The 16981-nt window shown below is 35.3% G+C and carries 11 protein-coding genes; 3 read left to right on the top strand and 8 right to left on the bottom strand.

What is annotated here, in order from left to right; all coding sequences use genetic code 11:
• Positions 1 to 59 precede the first annotated feature (59 nt).
• Positions 60 to 542: a hypothetical protein gene (locus tag LXH21_RS08260; protein WP_239864558.1), complete on the bottom strand. Its 483-nt coding sequence runs from the start codon at positions 540 to 542 to the stop codon at positions 60 to 62.
• A 432-nt stretch (positions 543 to 974) separates the two neighbouring features.
• Here LXH21_RS08260 and LXH21_RS08255 point away from each other — a divergent pair, with 432 nt between their 5' ends.
• Together LXH21_RS08255 and LXH21_RS08250 are read left to right on the top strand one after the other, a co-directional pair.
• On the top strand, positions 975 to 1739 hold the full coding sequence (locus LXH21_RS08255) for an alpha/beta hydrolase family protein (RefSeq protein ID WP_239864556.1): 765 nt from the start codon (positions 975 to 977) through the stop codon (positions 1737 to 1739).
• A 232-nt stretch (positions 1740 to 1971) separates the two neighbouring features.
• The gene (locus LXH21_RS08250) at positions 1972 to 2601 is read left to right on the top strand and encodes a M15 family metallopeptidase (protein ID WP_239864554.1); all 630 of its coding nucleotides are present in this window, start codon (positions 1972 to 1974) and stop codon (positions 2599 to 2601) included.
• A gap of 130 nt (positions 2602 to 2731) precedes the next feature.
• Here the strand turns inward: LXH21_RS08250 and LXH21_RS08245 are convergent, their stop codons facing one another.
• The 7 genes from LXH21_RS08245 to LXH21_RS08215 form a co-directional block, all read right to left on the bottom strand.
• On the bottom strand, positions 2732 to 3910 hold the full coding sequence (locus LXH21_RS08245; RefSeq protein ID WP_239864552.1) for an acetate/propionate family kinase: 1179 nt from the start codon (positions 3908 to 3910) through the stop codon (positions 2732 to 2734).
• Positions 3911 to 3978: 68 nt separating this feature from the next.
• Positions 3979 to 6072 carry a phosphate acetyltransferase gene (gene pta / locus LXH21_RS08240; protein ID WP_239864550.1) on the bottom strand — a complete coding sequence of 698 codons (2094 nt, stop codon included), beginning with the start codon at positions 6070 to 6072 and terminating at the stop codon, positions 3979 to 3981.
• A 27-nt stretch (positions 6073 to 6099) separates the two neighbouring features.
• On the bottom strand, positions 6100 to 7167 hold the full coding sequence (gene corA, locus LXH21_RS08235; RefSeq protein ID WP_239864548.1) for a magnesium/cobalt transporter CorA: 1068 nt from the start codon (positions 7165 to 7167) through the stop codon (positions 6100 to 6102).
• A gap of 527 nt (positions 7168 to 7694) precedes the next feature.
• Complete coding sequence (locus LXH21_RS08230) at positions 7695 to 9908, bottom strand: TonB-dependent receptor (protein WP_239864546.1); 2214 nt, start codon at positions 9906 to 9908, stop codon at positions 7695 to 7697.
• Positions 9909 to 9912: 4 nt separating this feature from the next.
• Complete coding sequence (locus LXH21_RS08225) at positions 9913 to 11208, bottom strand: tetratricopeptide repeat protein (RefSeq protein ID WP_239864544.1); 1296 nt, start codon at positions 11206 to 11208, stop codon at positions 9913 to 9915.
• A gap of 102 nt (positions 11209 to 11310) precedes the next feature.
• On the bottom strand, positions 11311 to 11868 hold the full coding sequence (locus LXH21_RS08220; RefSeq protein ID WP_239864542.1) for a DUF4331 family protein: 558 nt from the start codon (positions 11866 to 11868) through the stop codon (positions 11311 to 11313).
• 72 nt (positions 11869 to 11940) lie between these two features.
• On the bottom strand, positions 11941 to 12591 hold the full coding sequence (locus tag LXH21_RS08215; RefSeq protein WP_239864540.1) for a DUF4331 family protein: 651 nt from the start codon (positions 12589 to 12591) through the stop codon (positions 11941 to 11943).
• Positions 12592 to 12990: 399 nt separating this feature from the next.
• Between LXH21_RS08215 and purL the strand changes: the two genes are divergently transcribed.
• A complete protein-coding gene (gene purL / locus LXH21_RS08210; RefSeq protein WP_239864538.1) occupies positions 12991 to 16695 on the top strand; it encodes a phosphoribosylformylglycinamidine synthase in 3705 nt (1234 codons plus the stop codon).
• Positions 16696 to 16981 lie beyond the last annotated feature (286 nt).

Here is a 16981-nt window from a genome sequence, read left to right as displayed (position 1 = left end):
ACTATTTTTAAGCCTTCCGGTAATTATCATTTATCATTAGATTGAGTGAGCAAGTGTCACTATTTAGTTGCTTCGTCCTCTTCAAAATCATCTGATAAAAAATCATCATCTACTTCTACAATCTCCTCATCCGAATCGATGTCTTCTTCTTCCTCTATGTCTTCGGAAAGGAAATCATCGTCCTCTTCATAATCCAAATCATCAGTTAGAAAATCATCATCTTCTTCTTCTACATCATTATCCAAATCGGTTTCAAAATCTTCTTCCTCCTCGACTGGATCATTGGTCAAATCTTCCGACTGCAAATCGTTGTCTTTTAGTTCATCATTGTTTGGGTCCGTACTGTTCATACTTGTCTGATCGATAAATTCCTCACCAAAAGTCGAATCGGTACGAGGAACATTATTGGGATCAACATATTTAGTGTCTTCTTCATTTACTTCATCATCATAAGTTTTTGAATTTAAGTCTTCGTTTTTATTTTGTTGCTCTTTTAGATATTCATCCACAACACTTCTGTTTAATTCATTGACATCTTTCATAATTTCTATTTTTTAATTGTTTGTTTTATTTGCTATTACTCCATAAATTATTCCTCATGATAAAATGGACTTTTAATAATTACTTATTCAAATTTAAGAAACCCCTTTCAGCAAATTTTACAGTTAAAGACATTTTAATTACATGATCTCTATATGGTTACATTTATGAATTATATAATTGTTTATTATTAAGTAGAATAACATATCCTTTTTACATCGCTATTAATTATGTTGAAATCTTCTTTCCTTTATAATATTTTAAAGCTGAATGCTTTTCCTTAACTTATTAACATACTAGCCATTGCACATAAATCCTGTGAAACTTATCTGTATTTTTATAGCTTTTTACAGACTTACATTAGCAAAAGAAGTAAAGTAGTTATGTTATAACTATCGAGTTCTCAAAATAGGTCTTCACTAATCTTATCAAAAATGAACAAACTCAACTTATATGTTTTAATTCTGTTTTCTGTTTTCAATACAGCATTATCGCAGCAAAATCCTGTCATTAAAAATTTGGTAACCGTAAAAAATATAGATTTGTTTGACCATGAAAGAAGTCGTTCTGTGCCCATTGCTATTTATAAATCAGCAGTAGACTCTACGATTAAAAACCAGCAACTCATTATTTTTAGTCACGGCTATTATGAGAATAAGAAAAATTCGAATATGAAATATTCTTATTTGACCAATTTTTTAGCTTCGAAAGGTTATTTCGTAGTCAGCATACAGCACGAGTTACCAACGGACAATTTGATTCCGACAACTGGAATTCCTCAGATAGTCAGACGTCCATTTTGGGAGCGAGGTGCAGAAACTATTTTATTCGCCATAAACAAATTAAAGAAATCAACTCCAGAGTTAGACTTTAATCATATCAATGTAATCGGACATTCGAATGGTGCGGATATGACCGCATTATTTGCACAAAAATATCCGAGTAAAGCGTACAAAATTATAACGTTGGATAATCGAAGAATGGCTTTGCCCAAAAGAAAAAATCCAAAAATTTATTCCCTGCGATCGAGTGACCAACCAGCTGATGAAGGTGTGTTGCCGACAGTAAAGGAGCAAAATAAATATGGAATCACCATTGTAAAACTGCCCTATACCATTCACAATAATATGGACGACAGAGGTAGTGACACAGAGCATGACGAAATAGTAAATTATATTTCTACCTTTTTAAAGGATTAGACAACTATTAAGGCGATTAGAAGTTCTGCCTACTTGCTTGATTAAATTTATTTACAGAAACTATTCGATCGTGAGGAATAAATTCAATAGTAATTATCATTTTGTAAAATTCTAGCTAGATATGATGTTGTTAAAAGAGTAATTCCGCCAGGTCTTGCGAAGCTTCCTCTATTTTTTTTCTTATTTTTATAAAAAAATCAATATGCACCTCTCCAATCGATATTACTTGACAATGCTCATTTTACTTTCTTTAATTTCTGGAACAACCGTTTTTTCTCAGAATGTAGATAAAATAGGTTCACTTCCCCAAGTAAATGATACGACATTTGTTAATCTTAAAGACTACAGCAGTGATTTTCTTTATGATATGAAATACGCGACGGAAGATAATTTTTTGAAAGCCAAGGTTTATGATTGTGCGGAATGTTTTTTAAGGCTAAAAACCGTAAAAGCACTGGTTTTGGTAAACAAAGAATTTATGAAGAAAGGGTACCGAATTCAGCTTTTTGATTGCTACCGCCCATTAGACATACAAAAAAAAATGTGGGAGATTGTTCCTAATCCTAAATATGTGGCCAATCCAGCCAAAGGTTCTATTCACAATAGAGGTGGCGCTGTAGATCTTACTATAGTGGATGCAAATGGTAAGGAACTTGATATGGGAACTAAGTTTGATTTTTTCGGAATTGAAGCGAGTCACAACTACACTAAAGTTGCTGCAGAAGTGAAGAAAAACAGAGCATTGCTAAAAAAGATAATGACTGCGAAATATTTCAATTCATTCGATTCAGAATGGTGGCATTACAATTTAAAAACAGCTTTAAAAGATGCTGTTTCTAATGAGAAATGGGATTGTGAATGATTCATGCTTTCGATTTAAACATATACTAAAAGCAAAGGCAGCTAATCATTAAACACATAAAAAAACGTATCTATTCCAGAAAGTCAAAACCTTCAAGAATCGATACGTTTATCTGTTTTATTTTCGAAAATTATAACAACTCGTACACTTGGTTGGCTATTTCTAATTCTTCGTTTGTCGGAATTACTAATATTTTCGTTTTCGAATTTTCTGTATTGATCTCTCTGAGCTCTTTGGAACGCAAGTCATTTTTAGCATCGTCCAATTCCAAACCGAAGAAGTCCATATTAGCGCAAACGGATTTTCGAATATAAGAAGAGTTCTCCCCTATTCCCGCGGTAAATACAATTGCATCTAGACCGTTCATAGCTGCCGTGTAAGCGCCAATAAACTTCTGGATGCGGTAGACATTCATATCCAGTGCCAATTGGCACTCCTTGTTACCATTTCCCGCATGTTCCTCGATATCTCTTAAATCACTGTATCCTGTTAAACCTAGCATTCCACTTTGTTTCAACAATAGCGAGCTTACCTCATCCATCGTATAGCCTAGCGTGTTTACCAAGTAAAAAATAACCGACTGATCAATATCACCCGCGCGCGTGCCCATGATCAAACCATTTGAGGGTGAAAAACCCATACTGTGATCAAAACTTTTTCCGTCTTTTATAGCGGTGATACTACAGCCATTACCTAGATGAATACATATCAATTTGGAATGATTTTCTAAATAAGCAATTGCCTTTTCAGACACATATTTATGGCTTGTACCATGAAAACCGTACACTCGTATTTTATTTTCTTCTAATAGCTTATTAGGTATAGCATATTTATACGCCACTTCTGGAATAGTCTGATGAAAAGCGGTGTCAAAAACAACCACCTGCTTAGCATTTGCAAAAATCTCTTCGGCAACCACTATTCCAACCAAATGCGCTGGATTGTGTAAGGGTGCCAATTGTGACAACTGGCCAATTTTCTCCTTCACAGCAGCAGTAATCTCTACTGTTTCTGAAAAGGATGCGCCACCATGAACCACACGGTGCCCTACTGCATCAATTTCGTCCTTAGATTTAATTACTCCCACCGTTTCGTCCAAGAGAAATTTCGCGATTTTCTCTAACCCAATTTTATGATTAGCGATAGGCAGCACTTCTTCAATTGTGTGCAAATCTGTTTTATAAGTAAAATTAGAATTGTCGAGTCCAATTCTATCGATCATTCCAGAACATATAACTGCTCTTTCTGGCATCGTCATCAACTGGTACTTTATCGACGAACTTCCCGAGTTTATAATTACTATTTTCATTGAGGTGATATTATTTAATCTATTGATTATTAATCTATAGTGTTTTATATTTATTTAATTTTAATTTACTATAATCCCTGTGCTTGAATAGCGGTAATTACTACTGTATTGATAATATCATCAACAGTACAACCCCTACTCAAATCATTTACCGGCTTATTTAAACCTTGCAACATTGGACCAATTGCCAATGCACCTGTTTCTCTTTGAACAGCTTTGTAGGTATTGTTTCCCGTATTCAAATCAGGAAAGATTAAAACACTGGCTTGACCAGCTACTTCTGAATTTGGCATTTTACTTTGACCGATGATCTTATCAACTGCGGCATCGTACTGAATTGGGCCTTCAATTTTTAGATCTGGACGTTTACCGCGAACAATCTCGGTTGCTTTACGCACCTTGTCGACCTCATCTCCTTTACCTGATGAACCTGATGAATAAGACAGCATAGCGATCTTCGGTTCAATTCCGAATGCCAAACTGGTATCAGCAGATGATATAGCAATTTCAGCTAACTGTTCAGCTGTTGGGTTTGGATTAATAGCACAATCTCCAAATACAGAAACACGATCTTCTAAGCACATAAAAAATACAGAGGACACTACAGAAGACTCAGGTTTGGTTTTTATAAACTGCAAAGCGGGTAAAATTGTATGCTGAGTAGTGTGGGCCGCCCCAGATACCATGCCATCTGCATCTCCTTTGTACACCATCATGGTCCCAAAATAAGATACATCTTCCATTAGATCCATTGCCATAGCCAAAGTCACATTTTTAGCTTTACGTAATTGGTAGTACGTATTGGCATAATCATCATAAAACGGAGATTCGATCGGATTGATTATTTTAATTTTATCAAAGTCAAAATCGATTCCCAATTCACTTACTCTTTGCTCTATTTGCTTTTTATTCCCGATAATCGAAATATCAACCACATTCATTGCCAGCAAACGAGAAGCTGCAATTATAATTCGCTCGTCACTTCCTTCGGGTAACACGATGTGCTTGCGGTATTGTTTGGCTCTTTTTACCAAATTGTACTGAAACATCTTAGGCGTCATTCCTTCAACCTCAAAATCACTCAATTTGTTTGACAAAGCCTCAACGTCAAAATACTGTTGAAAAGTATTTATAGACGTTTCTATTTTATTGGTATTGTCGGCATAGATCTTAGAATTTATATTACCTATCTTATTGGTAATCGTATAAGTACCTTCACTCACCGCAATAATTGGTACAATACTTACCAAACCTTCGATTAACTTTAAAATACTGTCTTCTGGTCTAATGTTACCAGTTAATATGATACCCGAAATAGAAGGATAGTTTGCCGACTCATTCGCCTGCAAAACCCCCATAATAATATCTGCTCTGTCCCCTGGAGTAATTACCAATCCTTTATCTTGCAGGTGACGTAAGTAATTGTGCAACTGCATCGCACCAACGCTAAACGTACCTACTTCGTTATTCAAATATTCTTGACCAAATAATACGGTAGCATCCAACTCCTCAATGATTTCTCTAACGGAAGGATTGTTTAAACTTGATATTAGCGGTATAGAAGTAATTAATACCTCTTTTGGCAGCACAGCTCTTAAACCGTTTATCGCCGTCTCTAGGTTCTCAGGTTGCACTTTATTGGCCACTACAGCGACAACTTCGACATCTTTAATTTTAAATGAGTTAAAAGCCAAATACATACTATCGACAAATTCATCCAATGTTTTTCCTTCTCCAGAACTAACAATAATTGTCGGAACACCTAGGTTTTTAGCAATCAAGACATTCATATCCATCTCAATAGCCGTACCGTCGCCGCTAAAACTTGTACCTTCGACCAGTACAAAATCGCAACGCTCTTCAAGACGTTTGAATTTTTCGATAATCAAATCCAGAACTTCACCAATTTTACCGTTGTTCTTCTTCTTAATTAATTTGCTCTTTGTGATAGCGTAGGCATCCTCAAAAGCAATATCCAAATTAAAATGAGAAAGTACTGTTTCAATATGATTGTCCTGCTTACCGTCCTCAAAATCTTCAACAATTGGTCTAAAGTAGCCTACTTTTGCTGTTTTACCCATCAACATACTCATCAATCCCAAAGTGACAATAGATTTCCCACTATTGGATTCACTTGTTGCGACATAAATTGCTTTGTTCATTGTTCTATATTTTTATACTTTTTTTAATCAAAACCACTTTCTTTTTTTAAAGTAAAAGACCATTAATAAACCCAACACAACCATCAAACTTATGATGGTATAATACCCATTATGATATTTCAACTCGGGCATATTCTCAAAATTCATTCCATATACCCCCACTATGAAAGTCATCGGAATAAAGATGGCAGAAATCACAGTTAACGTCTTCATGATCTCATTCATTTTATGAGATTGCGACGAGAAAAAGAAATTAGAAGCACTTTCCAGCATTCCCATATCTGATTCTATTTGCTCCAGTAATTCGATACTTTTTTGATACAAACGCGAAAAATAATGAAAAGAATTCTGCTCAATCATCACAAAGCCTTCATTCCCTTTTAAGTTTTTTATCGCTAGTAAAGAATCGCGCAAAGGCACAATCGAACGTTTTAAAAAGTTAAAATTATCACGATGTTTCTCTATTCGAATCAAAATATCTGGATTAGAGTTCGACTTCGATAAAACAATTAACTCCTCTAACTTATCCTCCTCATTTTCAATTGTTATGTAAAAATTCTCCATTATTGCATCTAGCAACAAGTACAGTAAATAATCAGTATTTTTCTCTCTTACAATTCCGGTATGTGTGCGAATGCGTTCTCGTATGTGCGTAAAAAAGTCACTCTTCTTTTCTTGGAAAGATATCAAAACACCCTTCTTCAACAAGAAGCTTATTTGCTCGACATGTATATTATCTGTCCCTTCTGTTGGTAACAAAGATTTTATATTAAAAAACAGTGTTTTTTCAAATTCTTCATGTTTTGTTCTGCGGTTGGTATTCACAATATCCGAAAGTATAAAATTGTCAATCGCAAAGAACTTCCCGATACTTTCCATCAAATGCACATCATTTAAACCATGAAGATTAAGCCAATTATTTTTTGACAAATCAATTTTATTAAAATCGTTAATCTCAAAATTGGTATCTTCTGTAAAACCAGCGTTATCATAAACAAACAATTGCAAGGCAGACTCTAATCGCTTATGCGCTCCCGTATATTCCAACGGATTATTATGAGTTTTACGTGCTTTTTTGTATTTTATCTTTCGCATTAAAAAATATATTTACAGTAATATTACAAAAAAGATAATTAAGATCTACACCAAAAATGACCAGTTTCATAAAGAATAACAGATAAACAATCTATTGTTTAATATTTGGGCGTGCCCCGCCAAATCCCGAAGCTTCGGGAGCGGGTCAGGCTGTACGCTGTATCTTTTTTGGGGCAGAAAAAACCCCAAAAAAGGATGCCGCTTCCATCCTTCACGCAACTACATCACCCCAAATTTTACCTCGACACAAATCGGGTTCAAAGATAATTTGAAAATCAGAAGCAAATAATGAGATTTATCATATTTTAAGACAAGATGTAGTCAGTGATCACAGCGTAGCAACCTATTTAAATCAAAACATTTTATACAAAAAAAGACGTTTCTATTGAATTAGAAACGTCTATCTACATAGTTTTAATTACCTAGTCTGATAATTAATAGTTTACTATCATTCTATACTATTAAAAAATAAAGGTCTAGTGCCATACTAAAAACACTAGACCTTAAAAACAAACAAATAAACAATCTTAAAATCGGTAACTTACTTTTCCCTTTAAGTAAAAAGGAGTACCTGGCGTAAAATGAATCTCTTCTACACTAGCTAGCTCATTTTGCAATCTTGTCTCTGTTGCAAATTGCGTTTCATTCCATTCTGTATTTAGCAGGTTTTCTATAGCTAGTCCGAAAGTCACTTTCTTATATGCATAATTGATATTACAATCAACTATTCCGTAACCTTGAGCTACAATCGAATTATCTTCATTTGCAGGTCTACTCTTCAAGTGCCTGTAATGAACCCCTCCTGAGAAACCTTTCCATTTTTGAAAACTCAGACCTCCCGTTGCCGTAAAATCTGGCGCTAGCGGAATATAATCTTGTCCCGATGGTTCATCGATACTTCGAGCGTATGTGTACGTGACATCAGTATCAAAAAATAAATAGTCACTAATTTGGTATCTAATACCCAAATCTGCTCCCATACGTTTTGTACGCCCACTAGGCTCAATTACACCTGCATCACCCACATACACAAACTCTTGTTCTAAATATAATGCCCATAAGGCGGCATTCACTAACACTTTGGGAGTGGCTTTAAATATAGAACCGAGATCAAAACCAAGCGAACTAGGTAAAATTTCTTTACCATTATTTTCAACCACTACTCGTGCATCATTCGAATGAAAACCGAAACCGGTCTTAAAAAAGAACTGCAAATTATTATTTTCAGAATAAATGAAATTCAATTTTGGAGATAGCTTGATCTCTGTTTCTGACTGAGTTGAATAAGTGGTTGCCAATTTATCTTGGTAATTAAATTTGAAAAAGTCAAATCGAACTGCAGGATTAATCATCCATTTACCATATGTAAATTCTGCATTCCAGTAATTAAAACCATTGAACTCTTCTATGTCACCTAACTTAATCGGATTTATCAATGTTGTTCTTCCAGCTGTATGTGATAATTCTGTATCCGTCATTACATCTGCTCTAAAACCAGCACCAACTTGCAAGAGAAGATTCCAATCACTCAATTGTATCTTCTTATTCAATTCAGAATTCATACCGTAAAGCGAGCGATTTTCTTTTTGCTTGATCTGATCTCCATTAATGGGGTCGTCAAGGAAAAATGTAAAATTGGAAAACAATTCGAAATCATATTTAGAATAAAAGACATTCGCTTTCACAAAGGTATTTTCATCTATGGATTTCACTAAAGCAGCATTTATATTGGTACGTGAGGTCGTTCCCCCTTCTGTATTATCCACCGCTCCAAATCGAGAAATTAAACCTTGATCAACCAGTCGTTGTGGTATTTGCCCTGAAGCATCCCAACGGCTAGAAAAACGAGAGGCAGTAAGTGTAAATTTGCTATTCTCATCAATTAAAGTTGTGTACTTACCCATGATATTCACACGGTTAAAATTTTGAGGACTATCAAAAGGCCCGTCTGTCAATATGTATTCCGTAGCTATATAAGCGGATTGCTTTTTTTGATTTCCCAAAAGATTAAACATACCAACCAAACGTTGGGTGTTAAATTGACCTACCTCTAGACTCACCATACTTTTATCTAATTTTTCTTTGGTTTGAAAAGCTACATAACCTGCTGTTGCAAAATCTCCTTTATCAGCATAATAGGACCCTTTTCCAAAATCAATCTTATCGACAGTTTCTGGAATAACAAAATGCAAATCGGCATACCCTTGCCCATGAGCGTGAGAAACCATATTTACAGGCATTCCATCTACAGATATCGCCAAATCGGTACCGTGATCTATATCAAAACCTCTTAAAAATATTTGTTCTGCCTTACCGCCACCTGCATGTTGACCAATAAACAATCCAGGCACTTTACGAAGAATTTCTTGGGAAGAATTGACAGGTGCAGTTTCCAAATCAATCTTCGAAATTACATTTAAAGCAGATAGTTTTGGCTGAATAATGATTTCATTTAATTTAAAAATAGCATCTTCAAGCGTAATCTTACTTTCAGAATTTTGCAAAATAAATTCTAATTTTTTATATCCAAAAGCTGTGATAGTAAGCGTATTTCCAATGTCTGTTTTATCTATAGTAAACATTCCAAGTTCATTGGTATGTGCATGTGTATTAGAAGCAGCATTGACTAAATAAGCATTTTCAACGGCTGTTCCCAATTCGTCAACGACAATACCTCTACTTTTTTGGGCAACCACCGATAGGCTTATTAAACTAAATACGAGGACATAAAAAATTTTCATACTACTATAATTTTTGAATTTTAGCTTCAAATTCAGGACCTAATTCATAGATACTTTCTTGTAGCTCTTTTTTCATCTTAGGAACTTTGTCTAATTGATTATTTGCTTTGTAAATCATAGCCAAGTGATACTGAATATGTGGTTCAAAAGATTTACCTACTACTTTTTCATTTGCAATAGCTAGTGCTTTCTTTGCATCACCAGTATTCAGGTACGACCAAGCCAATAGATCATAAGAATCTGGAGTTGGACGATGATTCACCTCAACTCTTGCGATTTCTAATGCTTTTGCTGCCATCGATTTGTCATCTGCATACAGTAATGTATTGTATTTGTTATACATAGCACCATAATTATTTTGAGCTAACATTTCAAAATAAGCTTCTTTATAAGCATCTGCTTCTGCTGCTTTTCCTTCAAAGGCTGTGATTTCTGACTTCAAAAGTAAGAAATCTGGAGTTTTATGCGTCGGTTCGATCATTTCAATAATCCTTTTTGCTTCTACAGTATTTCTTTCGTATGAAAAAACGATCCATGCAATTCCTTTTAAAGCATATGTGTAATTGGGGTCTATAGCCAAAGTTTTCAAATAGCTGTTATATGAATCTTGTACTCTACCAGCATGCCCATAAAAATCACCCAAATTGGAATAAGACCAGATTTTCAAGATTTTATTATCATTTTTTTCTGCAATAGTTCTGGCTCTTTCCATGAAGGTAATAGCAGTTTCTAAATCTCCAATGTGGTCATTCCATTTAGCTAATCGAATAAGATAATCGTAATCATTCATATCTTTCACGGCTTCGAGATTAGCAAGAGCTGCCTCATAATTCCCTAATTCCATTTGCACATCAAACAGTAATTTTTGAGATTCTTTTTTCCCTTCTCCATTTGCAAATGCTTTTTCTGCTAGTGATAACGCTTCTTTAAAACGGTGTTGCGCGATGTAGTTTCTTGCAAGCGACCGCAAAGTACCAACTTTACTATACTCATTTGCCTTATTTGCCTTTGATAGTAATTCACATGCTTTATACAAATCGTTAATATCTCCAGTGTATTGAAATAAGTTAGAATATTTTGAAGCAATAATAGGTAAATAAGATTTTTGAATTGTGTCTGATTGAAATTTAGCTTCCCAAAATTCAATTTCTGCCAAGGTTAGATCCAGTTCCTTATTTCCTTTTATTTCTAAATATGCTTTATAGTCTTGTGGATTTGTAATTTGCTTCGGTTTGTTTTCACAAGAAATAAGTGTAAAAACTCCCAATGTAAATCCAAATATTAGTTTAAATGCTTTCATAATTTTTAGTATGTATATGAATTTGTTTGTTCTATTTCTTTATTATAAAACCAGAGTATCAAATAAATATGTACTACTCTGGTTTTTATAACCTCTTTGAAATTACCAAGCAGTTGCCAAATATGGGAATGCTACAGTAAATTCTTTGTCATTTTTATTTACATTATCTTTTGTCAAGCCTGGATTTGCTGTACCATTTGGACCACCAAATATTAAAAGTAATTCTGTATCAATTACATCATCACCTAGTGCTCTACCTGTTAAAACATTTGTTCCGTCAAAAAATGTTGTAGTTTTAGTCATAGAAACGTTTAAAACATCCGTTGCCAACACACCTGTAAATGCATCTGCGCTTAATGTCAAAGCGTTTGTCGTATACGCACTATTCAGCGCCAATAATTTAGTTTTAAAAACCGATTGGTATTTGGCCCCCATCTCAGATGGTATAGTGGCATTAAAATCATCTTTTGGCTGTCCTGATGCTACAAATACAGTATTAATAGCGGGTCTACCCATTTGATCTTGTTGTGCATACGTTCCAGAAAAATCTAGAGACGCTACTGGAGTAGTATTATCGTTATCATTATTATCGCAGCTTACGGCTCCTAGTGCACTGATTAGCACAACTGTCATTATCTTTATATTGCTTATTGTTCTCATAATATCTTCTTTTTGAATTGTTTTGATGATTTCTTTACTATTCGAAATCTATATTTTTGACTTAATCTTTCTTTATTGCTTTTTCTTAGATTCTACCCAAGTATTTAAAGTTGCTGCGGTACCTAACTTTGCTTTTGGCACTTCAATTACAACAGAAAGAACATTTGTTCCTGCAAATGTGTCAAAACCAGTGGTTTTAAATGCTGTAGCTTTTGCAGCTATCACATCTTGGTACTGTCCCAAATCAAAGAAAAATGGATCATCTCTTGGTCCTGCAAAAAATTTCATTCCGTTCTCTGTAGAAGTCACTGCAGTCGCTCCGTATTTAGAGATATCCACACTTCCGCTAGCTTTTGTGATATCAATTGTGCTAGTTTTACCCGTTGCAGATGGAGCATAAGGTCCAAAGAAATACATCTTGCTACCTCTACGTAGCGCTTGTATAACCAAATCTTCTTTATTATCACCGGTATTATCGATATTCACTTCGATCATAACATTCTCATCAAAAGCTGCAGCAGCAGTTGAATTGGGAGTTAGTAATCCTTGTGTGTTTACAGCAAATACCATATTGTTTGTGTCTTGCCCTTGAAAAGCATAAAAATCTGTAATATCAGCCGCATTACCAGTTACAGATGGCGCATCAATGTGATCGGCTGCTACTAAGGTTAATCCCGTAATCGCTACTAGCGACATTCCTAAAATCATTTTTGACTTTTTCATTATGTAAATATTTAATGGTTATAATATGATTTACGGGCAATTAACAGTTATGGTTTTATAAAAAGTTAAAAAAAACAATAAAAATATATAAACTACTGAAATACAGATATTTAAATAATTATAAATTTATTTAAATATTAACTTTTTAGCAACAAAAAAGTTGATATACAAGTATTTAGTTATTTAACTGACTTAGTGATTTACTCTAATGTGTCTAGTTTTCGTATCACGTGAAGTATTCTAAAAAATTTGAAAAAATGTGTATAATAATTCATTGCAGTTTATAGTGAATCAGTGTTGTTCTACAATTTTTGAAAGTGATGCAGAACAGCCTTATTTTTATTTTATCTTTAATCTAAATTGACTAAATTTGCACCGCAATACAACAAAAAAAACAAGATGATTCATTTCTTTGAAAACCAAAGCAAAACCATTTTTGCAGTTCAGACGCAAAACGCATTGAGCGAAGACGAGATGTCAGCTCAAGACATATCAAAACTTAAATGGCTTTTTGCCGACGCAAATAAAATAGAAAAATCCGCATTGACGGATTTTTTTGTTGGACCCCGTGCAACTATGATAACACCATGGAGCACCAATGCGGTAGAAATTACCCAAAATATGGGTATCGAAGGAATTATTAGAATTGAGGAATTTCATCCATCAACTGCCGATTTTAATGATTTTGATCCGATGCTTTCTCAAAAGTATGATGAATTAAATCAAGATATCTTTACAATTAATATTGCTCCAGAGCCAATTTTAGATATTGATGATATTTCAGCATTCAATAAAAAAGAAGGCTTGGCATTGAGCGCTGAAGAAGAAGAATACTTAAATAATCTAGCGATAAAAATTAATCGCAAATTAACTGACTCTGAAATATTTGCTTTCTCGCAAGCGAATTCAGAGCACTGTCGCCATAAAATTTTCAACGGTACATTTGTAATTGATGGCGTAGAAAAAGACACTTCTCTTTTTAAACTAATCAAGAAGACATCTCAAGAATTCCCTGGTGATATCGTATCTGCATATAAAGATAACGTAGCATTTGTCAAAGGACCTAAGGTGCAGCAATTTGCGCCTAGAAGTGCAGACAAAGCAGATTTCTATCAAGTAAAAGATTTTGATTCTGTTATCTCATTAAAAGCAGAGACACACAACTTCCCTACTACTGTAGAACCTTTCAATGGTGCTGCAACAGGAGCGGGAGGAGAAATTCGTGACCGTTTGGCAGGTGGTCAAGGTTCGTTACCGCTAGCAGGAACAGCTGTATATATGACATCATACTCTCGATTAGAGTCCTTCGACTCCGCTCAGGATAATAGACCTTGGGAAAATGGAATGGTCGAACGAGAGTGGCTGTATCAGACACCAATGGATATTTTGATCAAAGCTTCCAATGGAGCTTCTGATTTTGGTAATAAATTTGGTCAACCCTTAATTACTGGATCTGTACTTACTTTTGAACACGAGCAGTTAGACAACCTCACTGGAGCGAGTAGAAAGTTAGGTTTCGACAAAGTAATCATGCAAGCGGGTGGAATTGGGTACGGAAAATTAGAACAAGCATTAAAACACACCCCTCAAGAAGGAGACAAAATCGTAATTCTTGGTGGAGAAAATTATAGAATCGGAATGGGTGGAGCTGCAGTATCCTCTGCAGATACAGGTGCTTTTAGCACTGGCATCGAGTTGAACGCGATTCAACGTTCGAATCCAGAAATGCAAAAACGTGCTGCCAATGCCATTCGTGGTATGGTAGAAAGCGACATTAATCCCATCGTATCCATTCACGATCACGGTGCAGGTGGACACTTAAACTGTTTGTCTGAGTTGGTTGAAGATACAGGAGGTCTAATTGATTTGGATAAATTACCTGTTGGTGACCCTACCCTTTCGGCTAAGGAAATCATCGGAAACGAATCGCAAGAAAGAATGGGATTGGTTATAGCCAAAAAAGACATCGACATTTTGCAACGCATTGCAGACCGTGAGCGCTCGCCTATGTATGAAGTGGGTGATGTAACGGGCGACCACCGTTTTACATTCGAATCAAAAACTACAGGTGCAAAACCAATGGATTATGCCTTGGAAGATTTCTTTGGTAGTTCACCAAAAGTGGTTATCACTGACAAGACTATAGATAGAAAATATAATGAACTTGAATATAGCGTTAAAAACATTTCTACCTACCTGGAACAAGTATTGCAACTGGAAGCCGTTGCATGTAAAGATTGGTTAACTAACAAAGTAGACCGTTGTGTTACTGGTAAAGTGGCCAAACAACAATGTGCTGGTCCTTTGCAATTGCCATTGAACAATTGTGGTGTTATGGCTCTGGATTATTTAGGTAAAGAAGGAATTGCAACATCTATCGGGCACTCGCCTATCGCTGCTTTGATTGATCCTGTTGCGGGAAGTAGAACTGCTATTGCAGAGTCACTTTCTAACTTGGTATGGGCACCGATTAAAGGTGGGCTAGACGGAGTGTCATTGTCTGCTAACTGGATGTGGGCTTGTAAAAACGAAGGTGAAGATGCACGTTTGTATGCTGCTGTTGAAGGATGTTCTGAGTTTGCTATTCAGTTAGGAATCAACATTCCTACTGGAAAAGATTCACTATCGATGAAACAAAAATATCCAAATGATGAAGTAATCGCACCAGGAACGGTAATTATTTCGGCTGCTGGAAACTGTACCGACATTAAAAAAGTAGTAGAACCTGTTTTGAGAAAAGACGGTGGTTCTATTTATTATATCAATTTATCTCAAGACGACTTCAAATTGGGAGGTTCTTCTTTTGCGCAAACGTTGAACAAAATTGGAACTGAAGTTCCTACTATAAAAGATGCTGCTTTCTTCAAAAAAGCATTCAATAGTTTGCAAGAATTAATTGGTGACAACCAAATCTTAGCAGGTCACGATATAGGAAGTGGTGGTTTGATTACTACTTTACTCGAAATGTGTTTTGCAGATGTAAACTTAGGTGCTAAAATTGACTTCTCTGTATTTGCAGAAAAAGACATTATCAAATACCTTTTTGCAGAAAATATCGCAGTAGTTTTTCAAGCGAAAGACGATGCAACGGTTGAAGCACAATTGAACAAAAACGGAGTAGAGTTCTTTAAATTAGGAACTGTTACCAACGAGGCAACTTTAAACTTTGGTCCTTGTAAACATGATATTGCAAAATACAGAGACATCTGGTTCAAAACTTCTTTTCTATTAGATCAAAAACAATCAAAAAACGGAACGGCTCAAGCACGTTTTGATAATTATAAAAATCAAGCCTTACAGTTTACTTTTCCATCTCACTTTACTGGAAAAAAACCTATAATCGATGCTAGTAAACCACGTCCAATCGCAGCTGTGATTCGCGAAAAAGGAAGTAATTCTGAGCGTGAATTTGCAAATGCAATGTACTTGGCTGGTTTTGACGTGAAAGACATCCACATGACCGACTTGATCTCGGGTCGTGAAAACTTAGAAGATGTTCAATTCATTGGAGCGGTTGGAGGTTTTTCTAACTCAGATGTACTGGGATCTGCTAAAGGTTGGGCTGGAGCATTTTTGTACAACGAGAAAGCAAATGTCGCCTTGAAAAACTTCTTTAAAAGAGAAGACACATTATCAGTGGGAATTTGTAACGGTTGTCAATTGTTCATGGAATTGGAATTAATCAATCCAGAGCATGAGGTTCACGGAAAAATGTTGCATAACGACAGTAATAAACACGAAAGCATCTTTACGTCGGTTACCGTAAACGAAAACAAATCGGTGATGCTGTCTAGCCTTGCTGGTAGCACATTGGGTGTATGGGTATCACACGGAGAAGGGAAATTTAACTTACCCGAAGCCAAAGAGAACTACAACATTGTAGGAACGTACGGTTACGATAGTTACCCAGCCAATCCAAACGGATCTGACTACAATACAGCCATGATGTGTGACACTACAGGTCGTCACTTGGTGATGATGCCACATATTGAGCGTTCTACTTTTCAGTGGAACTGGGCGAATTACCCAGCGAATCGTAATGATGAAGTTTCACCTTGGCATGAAGCGTTTGTTAATGCACGATTGTGGATTGAGAAACAATAATTATTATTTATATATAGCAAAAAACGTCCCAATTCTTTGGGACGTTTTTTTTTACATTAAGCTTCATAAAATAATTATAATACACTACATGAAATATAAAAGTCTTGAAATCATTATACAAGCGGTAACTAAATATTATAAATGCACATCATTTATACCGATTAGCTTAATGATTCTCAAATAAAAAAACGTCTCATCATCAATTAATAATGAGACGTTGTTATTAAAAGTAATTGAGATTCTAGCAAAACCTGCTATTTCTCTTGAATATACTTCATTCTTTATA

Source organism: Flavobacterium algicola, from assembly GCF_022399565.1.
Classification (GTDB): Bacteria; Bacteroidota; Bacteroidia; order Flavobacteriales; family Flavobacteriaceae; genus Flavobacterium; species Flavobacterium algicola.
This window is presented reverse-complemented; position numbering and strand designations above follow the sequence as displayed.

Bases quoted from the DNA above. Each gene is read 5' to 3' on its own strand.
- LXH21_RS08260 (WP_239864558.1), bottom strand. From the start codon at position 542: ATGAAAGATGTCAATGAATTAAACAGAAGTGTTGTGGATGAATATCTA.
- LXH21_RS08255 (WP_239864556.1), top strand. From the start codon at position 975: ATGAACAAACTCAACTTATATGTTTTAATTCTGTTTTCTGTTTTCAAT.
- LXH21_RS08250 (WP_239864554.1), top strand. From the start codon at position 1,972: ATGCTCATTTTACTTTCTTTAATTTCTGGAACAACCGTTTTTTCTCAG.
- LXH21_RS08245 (WP_239864552.1), bottom strand. From the start codon at position 3,910: ATGAAAATAGTAATTATAAACTCGGGAAGTTCGTCGATAAAGTACCAG.
- pta (WP_239864550.1), bottom strand. From the start codon at position 6,072: ATGAACAAAGCAATTTATGTCGCAACAAGTGAATCCAATAGTGGGAAA.
- corA (WP_239864548.1), bottom strand. From the start codon at position 7,167: ATGCGAAAGATAAAATACAAAAAAGCACGTAAAACTCATAATAATCCG.
- LXH21_RS08230 (WP_239864546.1), bottom strand. From the start codon at position 9,908: ATGAAAATTTTTTATGTCCTCGTATTTAGTTTAATAAGCCTATCGGTG.
- LXH21_RS08225 (WP_239864544.1), bottom strand. From the start codon at position 11,208: ATGAAAGCATTTAAACTAATATTTGGATTTACATTGGGAGTTTTTACA.
- LXH21_RS08220 (WP_239864542.1), bottom strand. From the start codon at position 11,868: ATGAGAACAATAAGCAATATAAAGATAATGACAGTTGTGCTAATCAGT.
- LXH21_RS08215 (WP_239864540.1), bottom strand. From the start codon at position 12,591: ATGAAAAAGTCAAAAATGATTTTAGGAATGTCGCTAGTAGCGATTACG.
- purL (WP_239864538.1), top strand. From the start codon at position 12,991: ATGATTCATTTCTTTGAAAACCAAAGCAAAACCATTTTTGCAGTTCAG.